General features: G+C 74.2%; 18 protein-coding genes and 2 pseudogenes. 14 read left to right on the forward strand and 6 right to left on the reverse strand.

Annotated features, from left to right (window positions below):
• Positions 1 to 190: 190 nt before the first annotated feature.
• The 3 genes and pseudogenes from ctaD to ACSLIC_RS22825 all read left to right on the forward strand — a co-directional run bounded on the left by ctaD (position 191) and on the right by ACSLIC_RS22825 (position 2,687).
• On the forward strand, positions 191 to 1,891 hold the full coding sequence (ctaD, locus tag ACSLIC_RS22815) for an aa3-type cytochrome oxidase subunit I (RefSeq protein ID WP_436739571.1): 1,701 nt from the start codon (positions 191 to 193) through the stop codon (positions 1,889 to 1,891).
• Between the two features lie 132 nt (positions 1,892 to 2,023).
• Positions 2,024 to 2,441: pseudogene (locus ACSLIC_RS22820) on the forward strand (YciI family protein).
• Between the two features lie 66 nt (positions 2,442 to 2,507).
• The gene (locus tag ACSLIC_RS22825) at positions 2,508 to 2,687 is read left to right on the forward strand and encodes a hypothetical protein (RefSeq protein ID WP_436739572.1); all 180 of its coding nucleotides are present in this window, start codon (positions 2,508 to 2,510) and stop codon (positions 2,685 to 2,687) included.
• On the opposite strand, the gene ACSLIC_RS22830 is transcribed toward ACSLIC_RS22825, so the two are convergent.
• Both ACSLIC_RS22830 and ACSLIC_RS22835 read right to left on the reverse strand, forming a co-directional pair.
• Positions 2,668 to 3,255 carry a GNAT family N-acetyltransferase gene (locus ACSLIC_RS22830; protein WP_436739573.1) on the reverse strand — a complete coding sequence of 196 codons (588 nt, stop codon included), beginning with the start codon at positions 3,253 to 3,255 and terminating at the stop codon, positions 2,668 to 2,670. The genes ACSLIC_RS22825 and ACSLIC_RS22830 overlap by 20 nt on opposite strands.
• A gap of 58 nt (positions 3,256 to 3,313) precedes the next feature.
• Positions 3,314 to 3,476 (reverse strand): annotated as a pseudogene (locus ACSLIC_RS22835) (glycine/betaine ABC transporter ATP-binding protein); the annotation flags it as partial.
• Between the two features lie 219 nt (positions 3,477 to 3,695).
• On the opposite strand from ACSLIC_RS22835, the gene ACSLIC_RS22840 reads away from it, so the two are divergent.
• Together ACSLIC_RS22840 and ACSLIC_RS22845 are read left to right on the forward strand one after the other, a co-directional pair.
• Positions 3,696 to 4,025: a putative quinol monooxygenase gene (locus ACSLIC_RS22840; RefSeq protein ID WP_436739574.1), complete on the forward strand. Its 330-nt coding sequence runs from the start codon at positions 3,696 to 3,698 to the stop codon at positions 4,023 to 4,025.
• A 76-nt stretch (positions 4,026 to 4,101) separates the two neighbouring features.
• A complete protein-coding gene (locus ACSLIC_RS22845) occupies positions 4,102 to 5,019 on the forward strand; it encodes a HipA family kinase (protein WP_436739575.1) in 918 nt (305 codons plus the stop codon).
• Positions 5,020 to 5,078: 59 nt separating this feature from the next.
• Here ACSLIC_RS22845 and aceB read toward each other — a convergent pair whose 3' ends face one another.
• Positions 5,079 to 6,719 (reverse strand): malate synthase A, encoded by a 1,641-nt coding sequence (gene aceB, locus ACSLIC_RS22850; RefSeq protein WP_436739576.1) that lies wholly within the window; start codon positions 6,717 to 6,719, stop codon positions 5,079 to 5,081.
• Between the two features lie 379 nt (positions 6,720 to 7,098).
• Between aceB and ACSLIC_RS22855 the strand changes: the two genes are divergently transcribed.
• From ACSLIC_RS22855 to ACSLIC_RS22865, 3 genes are read left to right on the forward strand one after another with little or no spacing between them, the layout of a single operon-like run.
• On the forward strand, positions 7,099 to 7,644 hold the full coding sequence (locus ACSLIC_RS22855; RefSeq protein WP_436739577.1) for a 2Fe-2S iron-sulfur cluster-binding protein: 546 nt from the start codon (positions 7,099 to 7,101) through the stop codon (positions 7,642 to 7,644).
• Positions 7,644 to 8,630, forward strand: a complete 987-nt coding sequence (locus ACSLIC_RS22860; RefSeq protein WP_436739578.1) for an FAD binding domain-containing protein — start codon at positions 7,644 to 7,646, stop codon at positions 8,628 to 8,630. The genes ACSLIC_RS22855 and ACSLIC_RS22860 overlap by 1 nt, the downstream gene beginning before the upstream one ends.
• 25 nt (positions 8,631 to 8,655) lie before the next feature.
• On the forward strand, positions 8,656 to 10,767 hold the full coding sequence (locus tag ACSLIC_RS22865; RefSeq protein ID WP_436739579.1) for a xanthine dehydrogenase family protein molybdopterin-binding subunit: 2,112 nt from the start codon (positions 8,656 to 8,658) through the stop codon (positions 10,765 to 10,767).
• Between the two features lie 20 nt (positions 10,768 to 10,787).
• On the opposite strand, the gene ACSLIC_RS22870 is transcribed toward ACSLIC_RS22865, so the two are convergent.
• Entirely contained in the window at positions 10,788 to 11,363 is a 576-nt protein-coding gene (locus ACSLIC_RS22870; RefSeq protein WP_436740453.1) for a nucleotidyltransferase family protein, read from the reverse strand.
• Between the two features lie 287 nt (positions 11,364 to 11,650).
• Between ACSLIC_RS22870 and ACSLIC_RS22875 the strand changes: the two genes are divergently transcribed.
• Positions 11,651 to 11,977, forward strand: coding sequence for a DUF5955 family protein (locus ACSLIC_RS22875; protein ID WP_436739580.1), 327 nt, complete (start codon positions 11,651 to 11,653; stop codon positions 11,975 to 11,977).
• A 6-nt stretch (positions 11,978 to 11,983) separates the two neighbouring features.
• On the opposite strand, the gene ACSLIC_RS22880 is transcribed toward ACSLIC_RS22875, so the two are convergent.
• Positions 11,984 to 12,790, reverse strand: coding sequence for an IclR family transcriptional regulator (locus ACSLIC_RS22880; protein WP_436739581.1), 807 nt, complete (start codon positions 12,788 to 12,790; stop codon positions 11,984 to 11,986).
• A 244-nt stretch (positions 12,791 to 13,034) separates the two neighbouring features.
• Between ACSLIC_RS22880 and allB the strand changes: the two genes are divergently transcribed.
• Entirely contained in the window at positions 13,035 to 14,369 is a 1,335-nt protein-coding gene (gene allB, locus ACSLIC_RS22885) for an allantoinase AllB (protein ID WP_436739582.1), read from the forward strand.
• A 177-nt stretch (positions 14,370 to 14,546) separates the two neighbouring features.
• Positions 14,547 to 14,975, forward strand: a complete 429-nt coding sequence (locus ACSLIC_RS22890) for a ribonuclease domain-containing protein (protein WP_436739583.1) — start codon at positions 14,547 to 14,549, stop codon at positions 14,973 to 14,975.
• A gap of 102 nt (positions 14,976 to 15,077) precedes the next feature.
• Here the strand turns inward: ACSLIC_RS22890 and ACSLIC_RS22895 are convergent, their stop codons facing one another.
• Complete coding sequence (locus tag ACSLIC_RS22895) at positions 15,078 to 15,278, reverse strand: hypothetical protein (RefSeq protein WP_436739584.1); 201 nt, start codon at positions 15,276 to 15,278, stop codon at positions 15,078 to 15,080.
• Positions 15,279 to 15,459: 181 nt separating this feature from the next.
• Here ACSLIC_RS22895 and ACSLIC_RS22900 point away from each other — a divergent pair, with 181 nt between their 5' ends.
• From ACSLIC_RS22900 to ACSLIC_RS22910, 3 genes are all read left to right on the forward strand, one after another.
• Positions 15,460 to 16,686 (forward strand): sensor histidine kinase, encoded by a 1,227-nt coding sequence (locus tag ACSLIC_RS22900; RefSeq protein WP_436739585.1) that lies wholly within the window; start codon positions 15,460 to 15,462, stop codon positions 16,684 to 16,686.
• Positions 16,683 to 17,411 carry a response regulator gene (locus ACSLIC_RS22905; protein WP_436739586.1) on the forward strand — a complete coding sequence of 243 codons (729 nt, stop codon included), beginning with the start codon at positions 16,683 to 16,685 and terminating at the stop codon, positions 17,409 to 17,411. The genes ACSLIC_RS22900 and ACSLIC_RS22905 overlap by 4 nt, the downstream gene beginning before the upstream one ends.
• 88 nt (positions 17,412 to 17,499) lie before the next feature.
• On the forward strand, positions 17,500 to 18,684 hold the full coding sequence (locus ACSLIC_RS22910; RefSeq protein WP_436739587.1) for a cytochrome P450 family protein: 1,185 nt from the start codon (positions 17,500 to 17,502) through the stop codon (positions 18,682 to 18,684).
• Positions 18,685 to 18,688 lie beyond the last annotated feature (4 nt).

The following is an 18,688-nucleotide window of genomic DNA, read 5'->3' on the forward strand; positions in this document are numbered from 1 at the left end:
GGAGTTCGCCCTCCGAGCGGAAGGCGCGAAGACGGGCGTGAGGGTGTGGGCGGCGGTCCGTTCCACTTCGCCACTTCCGGCGGGCGCGGATGCGCGGAATCAGGCGGCACGGCTGGTTATATCTAGCGGGGTGAACAGGCGGGATCCCCTACCGCCGCCCCCTGCCCGGTTCGGCGTCAGTGAGGTCCGCATGACTTCGTCCATCACGGAACCCCCGACCGTCGAGCCGGTCCGGCGGCGGCCGGGAAACGCGGTGATCGGCTGGCTGACGACGACCGATCACAAGAAGATCGGCAAGCTCTATCTCATCACCTCGTTCGCCTTCTTCCTCGCCGCCGGCCTGATGGCGATGCTGATCCGCCTGGAACTCGCCCGCCCGGGAATGCAGCTCGTCTCCAACGAGCAGTACAACCAGGCGTTCACGATGCACGGCACGATCATGCTGCTGCTCTTCGCCACCCCGACCTTCATCGGCTTCTCCAACGTCATCATGCCGTTGCAGATCGGCGCTCCGGATGTGGCCTTCCCGCGCCTGAACATGTTCTCGTACTGGCTGTTCCTCTTCGGCGGGCTCATCGTGCTCGGCAGCCTGCTGACCCCGGACGGCGCGGCGGATTTCGGGTGGACGGCCTATTCCCCGCTGAACAGCGCCGAGCGCTCGCCGTCGATCGGCGGCGACCTGTGGATCATGGGGCTGGCCCTCTCCGGGTTCGGCACCATCCTGGGCGCGGTCAACTTCATCACGACCATCATCGTCATGCGTGCCCCCGGGATGACGATGTTCCGGATGCCGATCTTCACCTGGAACACCCTGCTGACCTCGGTGCTCGTCCTGTTCGCCTTCCCCGTCCTGGCCGCCTCCCTGCTGGTGCTGGAGGCGGACCGGCGGTTCGGCGCCGTGGTCTTCGCCCCGGAGAACGGCGGTGCGCTCCTCTGGCAGCACCTGTTCTGGTTCTTCGGCCACCCCGAGGTCTACATCATCGCGCTCCCGTTCTTCGGCATCGTCACGGAGATCCTCCCGGTGTTCTCCCGGAAACCGGTCTTCGGGTACATCGGGCTCGTCGGTGCCACCCTCGCCATCACCGCTCTCTCGGTGACCGTCTGGGCCCACCACATGTTCGCCACCGGCGCCGTACTGCTGCCGTTCTTCTCCTTCCTCAGCTTCCTCATCGCGGTGCCCACGGGCGTCAAGTTCTTCAACTGGATCGGCACCATGTGGCACGGCTCGCTCTCCTTCGAGACACCCATGCTCTGGTCGGTCGGATTCCTCGTCACTTTCCTCTTCGGCGGGCTGACGGGTGTCGTCCTCGCCTCCCCGCCGCTCGACTTCCACGTCACCGACAGCTACTTCGTCGTCGCCCACTTCCATTACGTGGTCTTCGGCACGGTCGTCTTCGCGATGTTCGCCGGCTTCTACTTCTGGTGGCCCAAGATGACCGGCAAGATGCTCGACGAACGCATCGGCACCATGCACTTCTGGGCGCTCTTCGTCGGATTCCACCTGACCTTCCTGGTGCAGCACTGGCTCGGCGCCGAAGGAATGCCCCGCCGCTATCCGGACTACCTCGCCGCCGACGGCTTCACCGCGCTCAACACCACCTCCACCATCGGCGCCCTCCTGCTGGGCGCCTCCACCCTCCCCTTCCTCTACAACGTCTGGAAGACCGCCCAGACCGGCGAGCGCGTCCAGGAGGACGACCCCTGGGGGTTCGGCCGGTCGCTGGAGTGGGCCACCTCCTGCCCGCCTCCCCGCCACAACTTCGTCACCCTGCCGCGCATCCGCAGCGAGTCCCCCGCCTTCGACCTGCACCACCCGCTCACCGTCCGCTGGGACGAGGCCGACGGCCCCGGCCGGCGGGACGTCCTCGAACCGGGGGGCCACGGCAGGTAGGCCGCGCCCCGGCGCCGGTCCGCGTACCCGAAGAAGACTTCCCGGCGGATGCCGAGACGCCGTGTCCCGCTCCGTCCCCGGCGAGAGGGCGGCCGGAATGGGGCCGCCCCGCACACCGAGGAGAGACACACCGTGGCCACGTACCTGCTCCTGAAGCACTACCGGGGAGCGCCGGTCTCCGTCAACGACGTGCCGATGGACCGGTGGACGCCGGAGGAGGTCGCGGCGCACCTGCGGTACATGAACGACTTCGCCGAACGGCTGAAGGAGACGGGCGAATTCGTCGACGCCCAGGCGCTCGCCCCCGAAGGGGCGTGGGTCCGGTACGGCGGTGAGGGGCGCCCGCCGACGGGCCTTTCGCGGAGACCAAGGACCTCATCGCCGGGTGGATGGCCATCGACGTCGGAAGTGACGACCGCACCGTCGAGCTGGCCGGGGAGCTGTCCGCCGCCCCCGGGGCGGGCGGCAGCCGATCCACGCGTGGCTGGAGGTGCGGCCGTTCCTGACCGCGCCGCCCGAGTGGGGCGCCGGTGGGCGTGGCCGCCGGTGACACCGGGCTGCCGGCTGTGCTCGCCTTCGAGGCCGCCGCGTCGGCACCTCGGCCGGTTCTGCCTCCGTGGAGGAGCTCCAGCGGATTTCCGGGGCGGCGGACGGCTACGTGGCCGAGGGCTTCCGCGTGGTGACGGCGGACCGGGAGAGCTTCCTCGCCGAAGCCGTGATCGGCGCCGGAACGGTTGACGGCCCGCGGCGGACCGCCGGGCCGGTCCGCCGCCTCTTCACCGACTCCGTCGAGTGACGTCCGCCCGCGCCGGTCCGGGAGCGGCCGGCGCGGCGTAGCAGTGCACCGTCACCGTCTGGTCCGGGCCCCAGCGCTGGTCGACCGTGGCCAGCCGGGTCCATCCCAGGCTCTCGTAGAGGGCGATGGCCGAGGCGTCGGAGGTCAGGACGTCCAGAACCGGGTGGAGGCCGCGCCGCCGGGCCTCGTCCGCGACACGCTCCATCAGCAGCGCCCCCACCCCGTGGCCGCGCGCCGCGGGCGAGACGAACAGGCGGCTGACCACCGCGGCCGTTCCGGCGGGCGCACCGCTGCGAGGGCTCCAGTGCTCCGGCGCCCGGTCCTGTGCCCCGCCCTCGGTCAGGGCGACGTGGCCGACGACCGCTCCGTCCCGCTCGGCCACCCAGGCGGCGAGGAGTGAGGGCGGCGTCAGCCAGGCGCCGGGGTCCTCGGGCCACTTCTGCGGGTAGCCGTCGCGCTCGTGGACCTCGGCCAACGCCTCCACACAGGCGTCGACTTCGGAGCCCGCACGCTGCCGGACCCGGCAACCGGGGGCTTCTGCCGACGGGGGGACGACCTCTTGTTCCATCGCGGCATGTAATCACGCCCCGACGGTGCTCGCCCTGCCGAAGGGAGCTGGGCGGACGGCCTGGGGTCCTGGATGAACTGGGCGACGTAGTCGTTCTCCGGTCGGACGAGGGCGCCTTCCGCAGTGCCGTTCTGCACGAGGGGCCCGTCACGCCCGACCGTGACGCGGTCGCCGAGGCGCATCGCCTCGTCGAGGTCGTGGGCGATGAGGACGATGGTCTTGTGCGGTTCGAGGCGGGCGCTCCGAGCGGAAGGGGGGCATGCCTCACCACGTGTGCCCTGACGACCTCCGCCGAGCCCGGCCGCGTACGCTTGCACACCGCCGGGCACCCTCCCGACCGCTTCCCGGACGCCGTGGACGTCCTGGACGGCAGCCGCGTCCGCGGGCCGAGGGGCCCGCGCCCGAACGACGAACGACGAACGACGAAGGAAGTAGCCCCCTTGATCTTCATCACCGCGAAGTTCCGTGTCCTCCCCGAACACGCCGACCGCTGGCCGGAGGTGGTGGACGAGTTCACCCGCGCGACACGCGCCGAGCCCGGTTGCCTGTGGTTCGACTGGTCCCGCAGCCTGGAGGACCCGACGGAATACGTTCTGGTGGAAGCCTTCCGGGACGACGAGGCCGGTGCGGCCCACGTGGGCTCGGCGCACTTCAAGGCGGCCCGGCAGACCCTGCCGCCCCACCTCGCCGCGACACCCAGGATCGTCAACGCGAACGTGCCCCAGGGCGACTGGTCGCTGCTCGGCGAGATGGCGGTCGACGAGGGCTGAGCCGGGCGGAGCGTGCCGGCGGGGCCCTTCCCCGGGACCGTGGATCTCCCGTGGCGGGGCCGTATAGCCTGGCGGAATGCTGACAGCAGTCACCGCCACGCGCTACGTGCAGCCCCTGGCCGCCGGCGGCTCCGTCCCCGGTGTCGTGGAGGCCGACGACCTGGGAACGTACGTGGTCAAGTTCACCGGAGCTGCGCAGGGGCGCAAGGCGTTGGTGGCCGAGATCGTGGTGGGGGAGCTGGCGCGGCGGCTCGGGTTCCGGGTGCCGGAACTGGTGCTGGTCGACTTCGACCCGGCGGTGGCGCGGGACGAGCCGCATCAGGAGGTGCAGGACCTGGTGCGGGCCAGCGCGGGGCTCAACCTCGGCATGGACCTGCTGCCGGGGGCGGTGGACTTCCAGCCGGGTGACCTGGAGGTGGACCCGGTGGAGGCCGGCCGGGTGGTGTGGCTGGACGCGCTGACGGCCAACGTCGACCGGACCGTGCACAGCACCAACCTGATGATCTGGCCCCCGGCCGGGACACCGCGTTCGCCCCGGCGGCTCTGGCTGATCGACCACGGGGCGGCCCTCGTCTTCCACCACCGGTGGGACAGCGCCGCCGGGGCGGTCGCCAGGCGGTACGACTTCCGCCACCACGCCCTCGGCGGGTACGCCCCGCAGGTCGCCGAGGCCGACGCGGAACTGGCACCCCGGGTCACCCTCGACCTGCTCCGCGAGGTCACCGCGCTCGTCCCCGACGCCTGGCTGGCGGACGAGCCGGGCTTCTCCTCGCCGGACGCGCTGCGCGAGGCGTACGCCCGGCAGCTCGCGGAGCGGGCCGCCGTCTCCGAGCAGTGGCTGCCGCTGGAGTTCCCCTCGGCCCGGCAGCTCGCCGAGGCCGACGCCGAGCGGGCCGCGGCCACCCGGGCGGGCCGCCCCGCCTGGCTCCAGCACGTACCGGATCTGCACGGCAAGCCGGACGCGGCGCCGGACTGGTCGCGGCACCTGGGCTGAGGCGGACACGGCTGCGCCCCGGCGGTCGGCGCCGGGGCACAGGGCGGACGCGGGGCAGGTCAGCCGGTCAACTGCTCGTAGGCGGGCAGCGTCAGGAAGTCGGCGTAGTCCTCGTCGAGGGAGACGGTCAGCAGCAGGTCGTGGGCCTGCTGCCAGCGGCCGGCGGTGAACGCCTCCGCGCCGATCTCGGCGCGGATCGCGGCCAGTTCCTCGGCCGCCACCTCGCGGGCCAGCTCACGGGTGACCAGGACGGCGGCGCCGTCGCGCTCCACCTCGACACCGGCGTTGATCCACTGCCAGATCTGCGAGCGGGAGATCTCGGCGGTGGCCGCGTCCTCCATCAGGTGGAAGATGGCGACGGCGCCCAGGCCGCGCAGCCACGCCTCGATGTAGCGGATGCCGACCTGGACGGCGTTGCGCAGGCCCTCGAAGGTGGGCACGGCGTCGAGGGAGTCGACGGCGATGAGGTCACCGGCGGCCACCGAGACGTCCTCGCGGAGCCGGTCCTTCTGGTGGGGCTTCTCGCCGAGGACGGCGTCGAAGGACTCCAGGGCGATCGGCACCAGGTCGGGGTGGGCGACCCAGGAGCCGTCGAAGCCGTCCCGGGCCTCGCGGTCCTTGTCGTCCTTGACCTTGGCGAACGCCACCTTGTTCACCGCGGCGTCGCGGCGCGAGGGGATGAACGCGGCCATGCCGCCGATGGCGTGCGCGCCCCGCTTGTGGCAGGTGCGGACCAGCAGTTCGGTGTAGGCGCGCATGAACGGCGCGGTCATCGTCACCGCGTTGCGGTCCGGCAGGACGAACGTGCGGCCGCCGTCACGGAAGTTCTTGACGATGGAGAAGAGGTAGTCCCAGCGACCCGCGTTCAGCCCGGAGGCGTGGTCGCGCAGTTCGTAGAGGATCTCCTCCATCTCGTACGCGGCGGTGATGGTCTCGATGAGGACCGTGGCGCGGATCGTGCCGTGCGGGATGCCCACGTACTCCTGGGCGAAGGCGAAGACCTCGTTCCAGAGGCGGGCTTCCAGGTGCGACTCGGTCTTCGGCAGGTAGAAGTACGGGCCCTTGCCCAGGCCGGTCAGGCGCCGGGCGTTGTGGAAGAAGTACAGGCCGAAGTCGGCCAGGGCGCCGGGCAGCGGGGTGCCGTCGGCGGCGCGCAGGTGACGCTCGTCCAGGTGCCAGCCGCGCGGGCGGACGACGACGGTGGCCAGCTCCTCCTGCGGCTTCAGGGCGTACGACTTGCCGGTGCGCTCGTCGGTGAAGTCGATGCGGCGCTCGTAGGCGTCGATGAGGTTGATCTGCCCCTGGACGACGTTCTCCCAGGTGGGCGCGGAGGCGTCCTCGAAGTCGGCGAGCCACACGCGGGCGCCGGAGTTGAGGGCGTTGACCGTCATCTTGCGGTCGGTGGGGCCGGTGATCTCGACCCGGCGGTCGGTCAGCGCCGGCGGGGCCTCGGCGACGCGCCAGGAGTCGTCCTCGCGGACCGGCGCGGTCTCGGGGAGGAAGTCGAGCGTCGAGGTGCGGGCGATCTCGGCGCGGCGCACGGCGCGGCGGGCCAGGAGGTCGTTCCGGCGGGGGGTGAAGCGGTGGTGGAGTTCGCCGAGGAAGGCGAGCGCCTCGTCCGTGAGGACTTCCTCCTGGCGGGGGAGGGGCTCGGCGTCGACGGTGACCGGTGTCGCGGACGGGTACGCGGGTGCGGACATGACTGTCACTTCCTTCAGCGTGGGGGCCCTGGCGGGACCGGTCCTCGGGGAGCCCTCGGCGGGGCTGCCGGGGTGGGCGGCGGCACTGGGCACCAAGGGGGAGACGGGGCTCTCGGTGGGCTGTCCTTCGTGGCGGCGGCGCTGGTCAATGGATACTAGTTTCCTCATAGTGGAAGTTCAATGGGTCTGGCTGTCATGGAGGGACACGGCAGGTGGTGGGTGGACTTGCTGGGGGTCCTCGGCATCAAGCGTCGGCCGGGCTGTCCACGGCCGGGCCGTTCTGGCTGAGCACCACACGTTCGGGCTGTCCAGCGGGCGGGGCGGGGCGGGGTGGACGAGGGTGGAGGGGCACGCCGTCGTCGAGGAAGGGGCCGGCCTTGTGTCTGCCGGATGGCCGGGATCGCTGGAGGCCGGGTACACGTCGTCCGTCACGCTGCACGTCAACGGGGAGCGGTACGAGCTGACTCTGGACAACCGGGCCGCGCTGCTGGACGTGCTGCGGGAGCCGCTCGGGCTGACCGGGTCCAAGAAGGGGTGCGACCACGGACAGTGCGGTGCCTGCACCGTGCTGGTCGACGGGCGGCGGGTCAACAGCTGCCTGCTGCTCGCGGTGGCGCTCGACGGGGCGCGAGTCACCACGGTGGAAGGGCTGGGGGAGGGCGACCGGCTGCATCCGGTGCAGCGCGCCTTCCTGGAACGGGACGCCTTCCAGTGCGGGTACTGCACACCCGGCCAGCTCTGCTCGGCGGTCGGGGTGCTGGAGGAGGCGGCGTGCGGGCACCCCTCGGCCGCCACCGACCCCGGCCATCCGCCGAGGGAGCCGGTACCGCTCACCGGTGACGAGATCCGCGAGCGGCTCAGCGGCAACCTCTGCCGCTGCGGGGCCTATCCGAACATCGTCGATGCCGTACGGGACCTGAGCTGATGCGGACCTTCACCTACGTCCGGGCCGCCGACGCCGGGGAGGCCGCCCGCGCCCACGGCGGCCGGGCCGGCTCGCGCTACCTCGCGGGCGGGACCAACCTGGTCGACCTGATGAAGCACGGGGTGGAGACGCCCGACACCCTGGTGGACATCACCCGGCTGCCCATGGACACCGTGGGGGAGGAGGCGGACGGCGCGCTGCGGATCGGGGCGCTGGTGCGCAACAGCGACCTCGCCGCCCACCCCGTGGTCCGCGCCCGCCACCCCGCCGTCAGCGAGGCGCTGCTCGCCGGCGCCTCCGGGCAGCTGCGCAACGCCGCCACCACCGGCGGCAACCTGCTCCAGCGGACCCGGTGCGTCTACTTCCAGGACCTCTCCATGCCCTGCAACAAGCGGGAACCCGGCACCGGGTGCGCGGCCCGCGCGGGTGTCCACCGCGACCACGCCGTGCTCGGCCACTCGCCCGCCTGCGTCGCCACCCACCCCTCCGACCTGGCGGTCGCGCTGGCGGCGGCCGACGCCGGGGTGGAGACCACCGGGCCGGCGGGACAACGCCTCGTCCCGGTCACCGAGTTCCACCGGCTCCCCGGCGAACTGCCCGAGCGGGACACGGTGCTGGAGCCCGGCGAACTGGTCACCGCCGTACGGCTCCCCGCGCCCCCCAAGGGCGCCCGGTCCACCTACCGCAAGGTGCGCGACCGGGCCTCGTACGCCTTCGCGCTGGTCTCCGTGGCAGCCCAGCTCACCCAGCGGGCCGACGGCGCCGCCGAGCAGGTGCGGATCGCCTTCGGCGGGGTGGCGCCCCGGCCGTGGCGGGCCTGGCGGGCCGAGGCGGAACTGGCCGGGCGGGCGCTCACCGAGGAGCGGGTGACCGCCGCGCTGGACGCGGAGCTGGCCGCCGCCGAACCGCTGCGCGACAACGTCTTCAAGGTCGGCCTCGCCCGCGACCTGGCCCGCACCGTCCTGCTCGGCCTCACCCGGCCGTAGGCCCTCCCCAAGGAAGTCCGCTGAGATGACCGACACCACCTCGGAACTGGGTACGGGCGTTCCGCGCCGCGAAGGCCGGGACAAGGTCACCGGTGCCGCGCGGTACGCCGCCGAGTTCGCCCCGGCCGGACGTGCCCACGCCTGGCCGGTGCCCGCCACCGTCGCCGCCGGGAGCGTCCGCTCGGTGGAGGCCGACGGCGCGCTCGCGCTGCCCGGCGTACTCGCCGTCCTCACCGCCGCGAACACCGAGCCGCGCACCCCTGCCGACGACCCGACGCTCGACGTCCTCCGGGGCGCCGACGTCCCGCACCGGGGCTGGATCGTCGCCCTCGTCGTGGCCGAGACCCTGGAGGCGGCCCGTGCGGGCGCCCAGGCCGTACGCGTCCACTACGACACCCGGCCGCACGAGGTCACCCTCACCCGCGACCACCCGGAACGGTACGTGCCCCAGGAGGCCAACGGCGGTCACCCGGCGGTCCGCGAACGCGGCGACGCGCCGGGTGCCTTCGCCGGCGCGCCCATCCGCGTCGACGCCGCTTACGACGTGCCGCCGCTGCACAACCACCCGATGGAGCCGCACGCCGCCACCGCCTCCTGGGACGGCGGCCACCTCACGGTGCACGACTCCAGCCAGGGCAGCACCGCCGTCCGCGCCGCCCTCGCCCAGGTCTTCGGACTCCCCGAGGAGCGGATCACCGTCACCTCCGCGCACGTCGGCGGCGGCTTCGGCTCGAAGGGCACCCCGCGCCCGCACGTGGTCCTCGCCGCGCTCGCCGCCCGCCACACCGGGCGCCCCGTCACCCTCGCCCTGCCCCGCCGCGACCTGCCCGCCACCGTCGGCCACCGGGCCCCCACCCTGCACCGGGTGCGGCTCGGCGCCGACCCGGACGGCATCCTCCTCTCCGTCGAGCACACGGCGCTCACCCACACCTCCCGCATCAAGGAGTTCGTGGAGCAGGCCGCCGTCCCCGCCCGCGTCATGTACGGCTCGCCGCACAGCAGTACCGTCCACGAGGTCGTCCCGCTCGACGTGGCCAGCCCCTCCTGGATGCGCGCCCCCGGCGAGGCGCCCGGCATGTACGCCCTGGAGTCGGCGATGGACGAACTCGCCGAGCGGACCGGACTGGACCCGGTGGAACTGCGGGTACGCAACGAGCCCGCCGACGAGCCCGACAGCGGCCGCCCGTTCAGCAGCCGCCACCTGGTGGAGTGCCTGCGCGAGGGGGCCCGCCGCTTCGGCTGGCAGGACCGCGACCCGCGCCCCGGCGTGCGGCGCGACGGGCCCTGCCTGACCGGCACCGGCGTCGCCGCCGCCACCTACCCCGTCCTGGTCTCCCCGTGCCGCGCCACCGCCACCGCGCTGCCCGGCGGGGACTACCTGGTGCGGGTCAACGCCACCGACATCGGCACCGGCGCCCGCACCGTGCTCGGCCAGATCGCCGCCGACGCCCTCGGCGCCCCCGGCGACCGGGTCCGGGTCGAGATCGGCGACAGCGACCTGCCACGCGCGCCGCTGGCCGGCGGCTCCTCGGGGACCGCCTCCTGGGGCTGGGCCGTCCACGAGGCGTGCGCCGCGCTGGCCGGGCGCCTGGCCGGACGCCCGGAACCGCCGCCGGAGGGGCTCACCGAGGAGGCCGACACCACCGAGGCGGTCGAGGCCGGGTCGCCGTACGCCCGGCACGCGTTCGGCGCCCACTTCGCGGAGGTCCGCGTCGACACCGACACCGGAGAGGTCCGGGTGCTGCGCGCCTACGGACACTTCGCGGCCGGGCGCATCCTCAACGCGCGCACCGCCCGCTCCCAGTTCCTCGGCGGCATGGTGATGGGGATCGGCATGGCTCTCACCGAGCACAGCACCCTGGACCCGGCCTTCGGCGGCTTCGCCGAGCGCGACCTCGCCGCCTACCACGTCCCCGTCAGCGCCGACGTGCCGGCGCCGCCCGCCATCGACGCCGGCTGGACCGAGGAGGCGGACCCGCACCTCAACCCGGTCGGCGGCAAGGGCATCGGGGAGATCGGCATCGTCGGCATGGCGGCGGCCGTCGGCAACGCCGCCCACCACGCCACCGGCGTCCGCTTCCGCTCCCTGCCCCTCACCCCGGACAAGGTCCGAGCGGCCCTCGCCGGCCGGGGCTGACCCCGAGCGACGGGTACGGGCTACGCGCCGCCCAGCCGCCACAGGTCGTCCGGGGTGTCGATGTCGTACGCCTCGGCGACGTCCCCGCACTCCACCAGCGTGAGGGCGTCCGCGTGGGCGCGCAGATAGTCCCGCGCGCCCCGATCGCCCTCGGCCCCGGCCGCCACACCCGCCCAGTGCGCCGACCCGAGGAGCACCGGATGGCCGCGCCGTCCCGCGTAGCCGGCCGCCGCCAGCGTGCCGGGGCCCCGGTACGCCGCCCGCACCCGGGCCAGCGCCGCCGCGCCGACGCCGGGCTGGTCCACCAGGCAGACCAGGGCGGCGCCCGCCCCGGAGCCGGCCAGTGAGGTGAGCCCGGCGCGCAGGGACGAGCCCATGCCACTCGCCCACCCCGGGTTCTCCACCGTGACGCAACCGGGCAGCTCCGCGCGGTCCCGTACCGCCCGTGCCGACGCGCCCAGCACCACGTGCACGCAGGCGACGCCGCCCGCCCGCAGTGCCGCCGCCGCGTGCTCCACCAGCGGACGGCCGCCGTACTCCAGCAGCGCCTTCGGTCGGCCGCCCAGCCGCCGACCGCCCCCGGCCGCCAGCACCAGTCCGGCCACCTCGCCCCCGGACTCCTCCCCGGGCCCGCCGGGTGTCCGCGCTCTCGTCTCCACGCGTCCTGCATACCGCACGGGAACGCGCGGGCGGGCGGGGCGGAGGGGAATCCGGGGTGCCGAAGGGGCGGCAACAGTACCAACAGCGGCGAATTCGCCCCGCCCGCTGGCGCGTCGGCCCCCGCTGGCGTTTACTGAACGGCCCCGGTGCGCCCGACCACCGCACCAGGGAGCAGAACCATCACACAGGCACGGCGTACAGCGGTGTGCGCAGGGGAGGGGCCGTGTTGCGCAGTACGGACGTGGAACAGCGGGAGCGGCAGGTGGTGGCCGGCCGCCAGGACCTGAGGACCGGGGAACTGCGGGGCGCCACGGCGCAGTTGCGCAGACGGCTGGCCGCCCATCGGAAGGATTTCCCGGACCGGGCGGTCGCGGAGGACGAGCTGGCGGCGCTTATGGCGATGGCCCGTGAGGTCACCCCGGACCTGGGGCGGCTGCGCCGCTCCCTGCTCCTGGTCGCCGCCTCGCTCGGCTCGGTGAGCGCCTTCACGGCGGAACTGGCGCGGCTGCGGGCCGCCGTGGAGCTCTTCGACGGCGGGGCCGGCGGCTGAGCCGGGTCAGCCGGGCCGGCCGGCGGCGGCCAGTTCGGCGGAGAGCTCCGCCGCCACCTGCTGGAGCACCGGCACGATGGTGGCGAGGGCCTCCTCGGTGACGCGGCCCGCCGGGCCCGAGATCGAGATGGCGGCCGCCGTGGGGGAGTGGGGGACCGGCACGGCCAGACAGCGGACCCCGACCTCCTGCTCGTTGTCGTCGAGCGCGTAGCCGAGCCGTCGGACCTCGTCCAGGGCGCCGAGGAAGGCGTCCGGCGTGGTCAGTGTCCTCGCGGTGGCGGCCGGCATGCCGGTGCGGCCCAGCAGCGCGCGCACCTCCTCCGGCGGGGCGTCGGCCAGCAGGGCCTTGCCGACACCGGTGGAGTGCGGCAGCACCCGGCGGCCGACCTCGGTGAACATCCGCATCGAGTGCTTGGACGGCACCTGGGCCACGTAGACCACCTCGTCGCCGTCGAGCAGGGCCATGTTGGCGGTCTCGCCGGTCGCCTCGACCAGGCGGGCCAGGTGCGGCCGGGCCCAAGTGCCGAGCAGGCGGGAGGCGGACTCGCCGAGGCGGATCAGGCGGGGGCCGAGCGCGTAGCGGCGGTTGGGCTGCTGGCGTACGGAGCCGCAGGCGACCAGGGTGCGCATCAGGCGGTGGATGGTCGGCAGCGGCAGGCCGCTGCTGGCCGAGAGTTCGCTCAGGCCGACCTCGCCGCCCGCGTCCGCCATCCGCTCCAGCAGGTCGAAGGCGCGTTCCAGGGACTGCACGCCGCCGGTGGGCCGGGCGGCCACGCTCTCGGTGGGGGCGTCGGGGGTGCGGGACGTCGGCACGTCGCGTTCCTTTCGGAGCAGGCGGGCGAGGCAGCAGCCTACCCGGCGGGGGGCTCCCGTCTCCGGGTCGGCCCGGTACGCCGGTTCGCCTTCTGTTGCCCGGAATAGTCATTCCGCAGAATGAAAACGTCCAGCGTAGGGGTGGCTCTTGACGGGGCAGCGTCGGGCGGCAAAACTCCTTCGACAGATCGTCGAGATCCCAGCGTGCGCGCAGGTTCGGCAGGCGCGCGGGGAAGGGGCCGGGGTGCCGGGACTGGAACGGGTACTGCGCTCGACACGGGTCGTCACCCCCTCCGGGACACGGGCCGCCCAGGTCGCCGTGTCCGGCGGGAGGGTCGCAGGCGTGCTGCCGTACGACGCGCCGCTGCCCGCCGGGGTGCCCGTCGAGGAGCTGGGGGACGCGGCCCTGCTGCCGGGGCTCGTCGACACCCACGTGCACGTCAACGACCCCGGGCGCACCGACTGGGAAGGGTTCTGGAGTGCCACCCGGGCCGCCGCCGCCGGGGGCGTCACCACTCTCGTCGACATGCCGCTCAACTCGCTGCCGCCCACCACCACCCCCGCGCACCTCAAGGCCAAGCGGGACACCGCCCGGCCGCGGGTCCACGTGGACGTCGGGTTCTGGGGCGGCGCGCTCGCCGGCAACACCGGGGAGCTGCGTCCGCTGCACGACGCGGGCGTCTTCGGCTTCAAGTGCTTCCTGTCGCCGTCCGGCGTGGACGAGTTCCCGCCGCTCGACCAGGACCAGCTCGCCGTCGCCCTCGCCGAGATCGCCCGGTTCGACGGGCTGCTCATCGTGCACGCGGAGGACCCGCACGCCCTCGACGGCGCCCCGCAGCGCCCGGGCCCGCGGTACGCCGACTTCCTCGCCTCCCGGCCGGGCGAGGCCGAGAACCGCGCGATCGAGAACCTCGTCGGGCAGGCCGCGCGGCTCGGTGCCCGCGTCCACGTGCTGCACCTCTCCGCCGCCTCCGCCCTCCCGGCCCTCGCCGCCGCCCGCCGCGGGGGAGTCCGGGTCACCGTCGAGTCCTGCCCGCACTTCCTCACCCTCGCCGCCGAGGAAGTCCCCGACGGCGCCACCGAGTTCAAGTGCTGCCCACCCATCCGCGAGGCCGCCAACCAGGACGCGCTGTGGGCCGGGCTCGCCGACGGCACCATCGACTGCGTCGTCTCCGACCACTCCCCGTCCACCGCCGCCCTCAAGACCGGCGACTTCGCCACCGCCTGGGGCGGCATCTCCTCGCTCCAGCTCGGCCTGCCCGCCCTCTGGACCGAGGCGCGGCGGCGCGGCCACACCCTGGACGACGTGGTCCGCTGGATGTCCGAGGCGCCCGCCCGCCTCGCCGGGCTCACCGCCAAGGGTGCCATCGCCCCCGGCAGGGACGCCGACTTCGCCGTCCTCGACCCCGAGGCCGCCTTCACCGTCGACCCCGCCGCCCTCCAGCACCGCAACCGCGTCACCGCCTACGCCGGGAAGGCCCTGCACGGGGTGGTCCGCTCCACCTGGCTGAGAGGCCGCCGCATCCTGCACGAGGGCGTGTACGCCGAACCCTCCGGCCTGCTCCTGGAACGGCGCTGACCGGGCGGCGGCACACCGGCCCGACGGCGGCCCCTCCCCGGCCGAGGGGGGCCGCCGTTCCGCGCGCCGGGGGCGCACCACCGGCGGACCCGGGCGGCGTATCCGGCCCGTTCGTCAGCAGCGGGAAAATTAACGGTCGTTGGCCTTGACGGCACCCGGTCTACGCGCGTCATCCTTATGCGCATGCGAATCCCCCCACGCTTCGCCACAGCCACCGCACTCGCCGCCGCCCTGCTGCTCGGCGGCTCCGCCGCGGCCCAGGCCGTCCCGGCGCAGGCCCCCGCCGCCCACAGCCTCCAGGCCGCCGTCACCGCCCAGGCGGTCGGCGACATCTGCTACTCCGCCCTGCCCGCGCAGGCCCACGACACCCTCGACCTCATCGACGCCGGCGGGCCCTACCCGTACCCGCAGGACGGCACCGTCTTCCAGAACCGCGAGGGCCTGCTGCCCTCGCAGTCCACCGGCTACTACCACGAGTACACGGTCAAGACCCCCGGCTCCGACAACCGCGGCGCCCGCCGCATCGTCACCGGCTCGGCCGCCGACGAGGACTACTACACCGCGGACCACTACGCCTCGTTCGACCTGGTCGACCACGGCTGCTGACCCGTCAGACTCCGGCCCCCCGCCTCCCCGCGAGGGCCGGGCCCACGGGCCGGCGGTGCCCCACACACCGCCGGCCCGGAGCGTACCCATAGCGGTCGCCGCTCACTTGGGGCGGCTCGCCGCCAGGGCGAACAGGGACAGCGCCAGGACGAGGGCCGCGATGCTCGCGTACACCTCGTAGCCGTCCAGGAAGCCGGCGCGGGAGATCAGGCCCACGTCGAAGCGGTCGGTGAACTCGGTGACCAGTCCCATGACGCCCTGAAGGAGCAGCAGGAAACCGGCGACTTCCAGGGTTTTCCTCATGCCGCGATCCTCGCCCCGCGGACCCCCCACCCACAACGGCCGCGGGGCGAGGTCGCACCCCTCTCCGGTAGGTGCCCGGCGGGCGCCGACCCCCTCCTTAGGTCGACACCGCGCCGACGCAGGTCCACGGTTGGTGCCGATCGTCCGCGTACCGGCGGCGCGGCACGTAGATTTGCCGGCCATGGGCATCCGCGCCGACCGCCACCGCACCACCCCGGCCCCCGTGAGCAGGACTGAACCCACCGGCCGCCCCGCGAAGGGCCGCCCGGCCCGACGCGGGCCGCGCGACTGGGCGGCCGACTTCGCCTGCTTCGCGGTCGCCGTGCTGATCGGCCTCACCGGGCTCGACGTCCTCCAGCAGCGTCCCGGTCTCCCCGTCGGCGTGGCCGTCGCCGACCAGCTCGCGGGGGCGCTCGCCTGTGCGGCGGTCTGGGTGCGGCGGCGGTACCCGCTGGGCTTCGCCGTCGCCACCGCCGCGGTCGCCGTCGCCGCGCAGACCGCCGCAGGCGCCGCCCTCGTCGCCCTCTTCACCCTCGCCGTCCACCGGCCCTTCCGCCAGGTCGCCTGGGTCTGCGTCTTCTCGCTGGCCACCGCGCCCCTCACCTTCTGGCTCTATCCCGAACCCGGCCTCGACCAGTTCGCCGCCGTCGTCTTCGCCGCCGTGCTGCTCTCCGCCACCGTCGGCTGGGGCATGTACGTCCGCTCCCGGCGCCTGCTCCTGGAGAGCCTGCGCGAACGGGCCCGGCGTGCCGAGGCCGAGGCCGCACTGCGGGCCGAGCAGGCCCAGCGGCTGGCCCGGGAGGCCATCGCCCGCGAGATGCACGACGTCCTCGCCCACCGCCTCACGCTGCTCAGCGTGCACGCCGGGGCGCTGGAGTTCCGCCCCGACGCCCCCACCGCCGAGATCGCCCGCGCCGCCGGGGTGATCCGCGACAGCGCCCACGACGCCCTCCAGGACCTCCGCACGATCATCGGCGTGCTGCGCACCGGGGACGACACGGACGCCGCCCGGCCCCAGCCCACCCTGGACGGCCTCGCCGACCTCCTCGACGAGGCCCGTGAGGGCGGCACCCCCCTCACCCTCCACCGACGCGTCACCCACGCCGCCGACGTACCGCCCGCCCTGGGCCGCACCGTCTACCGCATCGTCCAGGAGTGCCTGACCAACGCCCGTAAACACGCCCCCGGCGCGCCCGTCGTCGTCACCCTCACCGGCGGTCCGGGGAAGGGGCTGGGCGTGGACGTGGCCAGTGCCGCCCCCGCCGGGCCCGTCCCGCCCGTCCCCGGCTCCGGGCAGGGCCTCATCGGGCTCACCGAGCGCGCCGCGCTGGCCGGAGGCCGTCTCGCCCACGGACCCGGGCCAAGGGGCGGCTTCCGGGTCTCCGCCTGGTTACCGTGGGGGCCATGAGCGACACGACCGAGACCACCGTGCTCCTCGTCGACGACGACCCGCTGCTGCGGGCCGGCCTCTCCCTCATGCTGGGCGGCGCCGGAGACGTCCGCGTCGTCGGCGAGGCCGGCGACGGCCGGGAGGTCCCCGCCCTCGTCGAACGGCTCCGGCCGGACGTGGTGCTGATGGACATCCGGATGCCGCACGTCGACGGCCTGACCGCCACCGAACGGCTCCGCGCCCTGCCCGACGCCCCCGAGGTCGTCCTGCTCACCACCTTCCACGCCGACGAGCAGGTCCTGCGGGCCCTGCGCGTCGGCGCGGCCGGGTTCGTCCTCAAGGACACCCCGCCCGCCGAGATCGTCGCCGCCGTCCGCCGCGTCGCCGCCGGGGACCCGGTCCTCTCCCCGGCCGTCACCCGGCAGCTCATCGGACAGGTCGCCCAGGACGGCGCGCACAGCCGCCGCGTCCGCGCCCGCGAACGCCTCGCCTCCCTCGCCCCGCGCGAACGCGAGGTCGCCCTCGCCATCGGCCGCGGTGCCTCCAACGCCGAGATCGCCGCCGAGCTGTACCTCAGCGTCGCCACCGTCAAGGCCCACGTCTCCCGCGTCCTGGCCCGTCTCGGCCTCGACAACCGTGTGCAGGTCGCCCTGCTCACCCACGACGCCGGCCACCCGGCGGACCCCGCCCCGGACGGCCCCGCGACGCCGGCCATCCGGGACGCGCCGGGACCCTCTCGATGAATGCCGCCAACCCGCTTTCTCCGTAGGGTGGTTGAGCCGACGCGGCATCGGGAGGTACCTGACGCGGCGCCGGCCCGAAGGGGGAACCATGACCGACGTCATCGACCTCGCCGCCTACGGCGAACGGTTCACCGCCGACCCGTACCCCGTCTACGCCGAACTCCGCGCGCGCGGCCCGGTCCACCGGGTCCGCCTGGCGAGGGTGGACGGCCCCGCCGAGGCATGGCTGATCGTCGGCTACGAGGAGGCCCGCGAAGCCCTCGCCGACCAGCGCCTGTCCAAGGACCCGGCCAACCTCGGCATCCAGATCCCCGAAGGCGAACTCATCGGGCGCCACATGCTCGTCTCCGATCCGCCCGAGCACACCCGGCTGCGGCGGCTGGTCGCCCGTGAGTTCACCGCCCGCCGCGTGCAGGCCCTGGCCCCCCTCGTGCGGCGGATCACCGACGAGCTCCTGGACGCCATGGTTCCGCTCGGGCGCGCCGACCTCGTCGAGTCCTTCGCCTTCCCGCTGCCCCTCACCGTCATCAGCGAACTCCTCGGCGTGCCCGTCGCCGACCGCGCCGCCTTCCGCCGCATGTCCGGCGAGGTCGTCGCCCCCGCCGGGGGCGTCCCGCCCGAGGCCAACCTCGCCGCGCTCGGCACCTTCCTCGACGCGCTGATCGAGGAGAAGCGGCGCTCGGGGACGAGCGGCGACCTGATCGGCGACCTCATCCGCGCCGCCGACGACGAGGGCGACCGGCTCAGCTCCAGCGAACTGCGCGCCATGGCCTACCTGCTGCTCATCGCCGGCCACGAGACCACCGTCAACCTCATCGCCAGCGGCGTCCACACCTTGCTCCGCCACCCCGGGCAACTCGCCGCCCTGCGCGCCGACCCCGCCCTGATCGACGGCGCCGTCGAGGAGATCCTGCGCTACGAGGGCCCCATCGAGACGGCCACCTGGCGGCACACCCGCGAACCGGTGGAGATCGCCGGCGTCCGCCTGGAGAAGGGCGAGCCCGTCATGGTCAGCCTCGCCTCGGCGGGCCACGACCCGGCCCGCTTCCCCGACCCCGACCGCTTCGACATCCGCCGCCGCGCCCAGGGCCACCTCGCCTTCGGCCACGGCCTGCACTTCTGCCTCGGCGCGCCCCTCGCCCGCCTGGAGGGCAGGATCGCCCTCACCTCCCTGCTGGAGCGCTGTCCGGACCTCGCCGCCGACGGCGAACCCTCCGGCTGGGCGCCCGGCCTGCTCATCCGCGGCGTACGGGACCTGCCGCTGCGCTGGTGAGGCT

It is taken from the genome of Streptomyces sp. BBFR102 (assembly GCF_051397025.1).
In the GTDB taxonomy this organism is placed as follows: Bacteria; Actinomycetota; Actinomycetes; order Streptomycetales; family Streptomycetaceae; genus Streptomyces.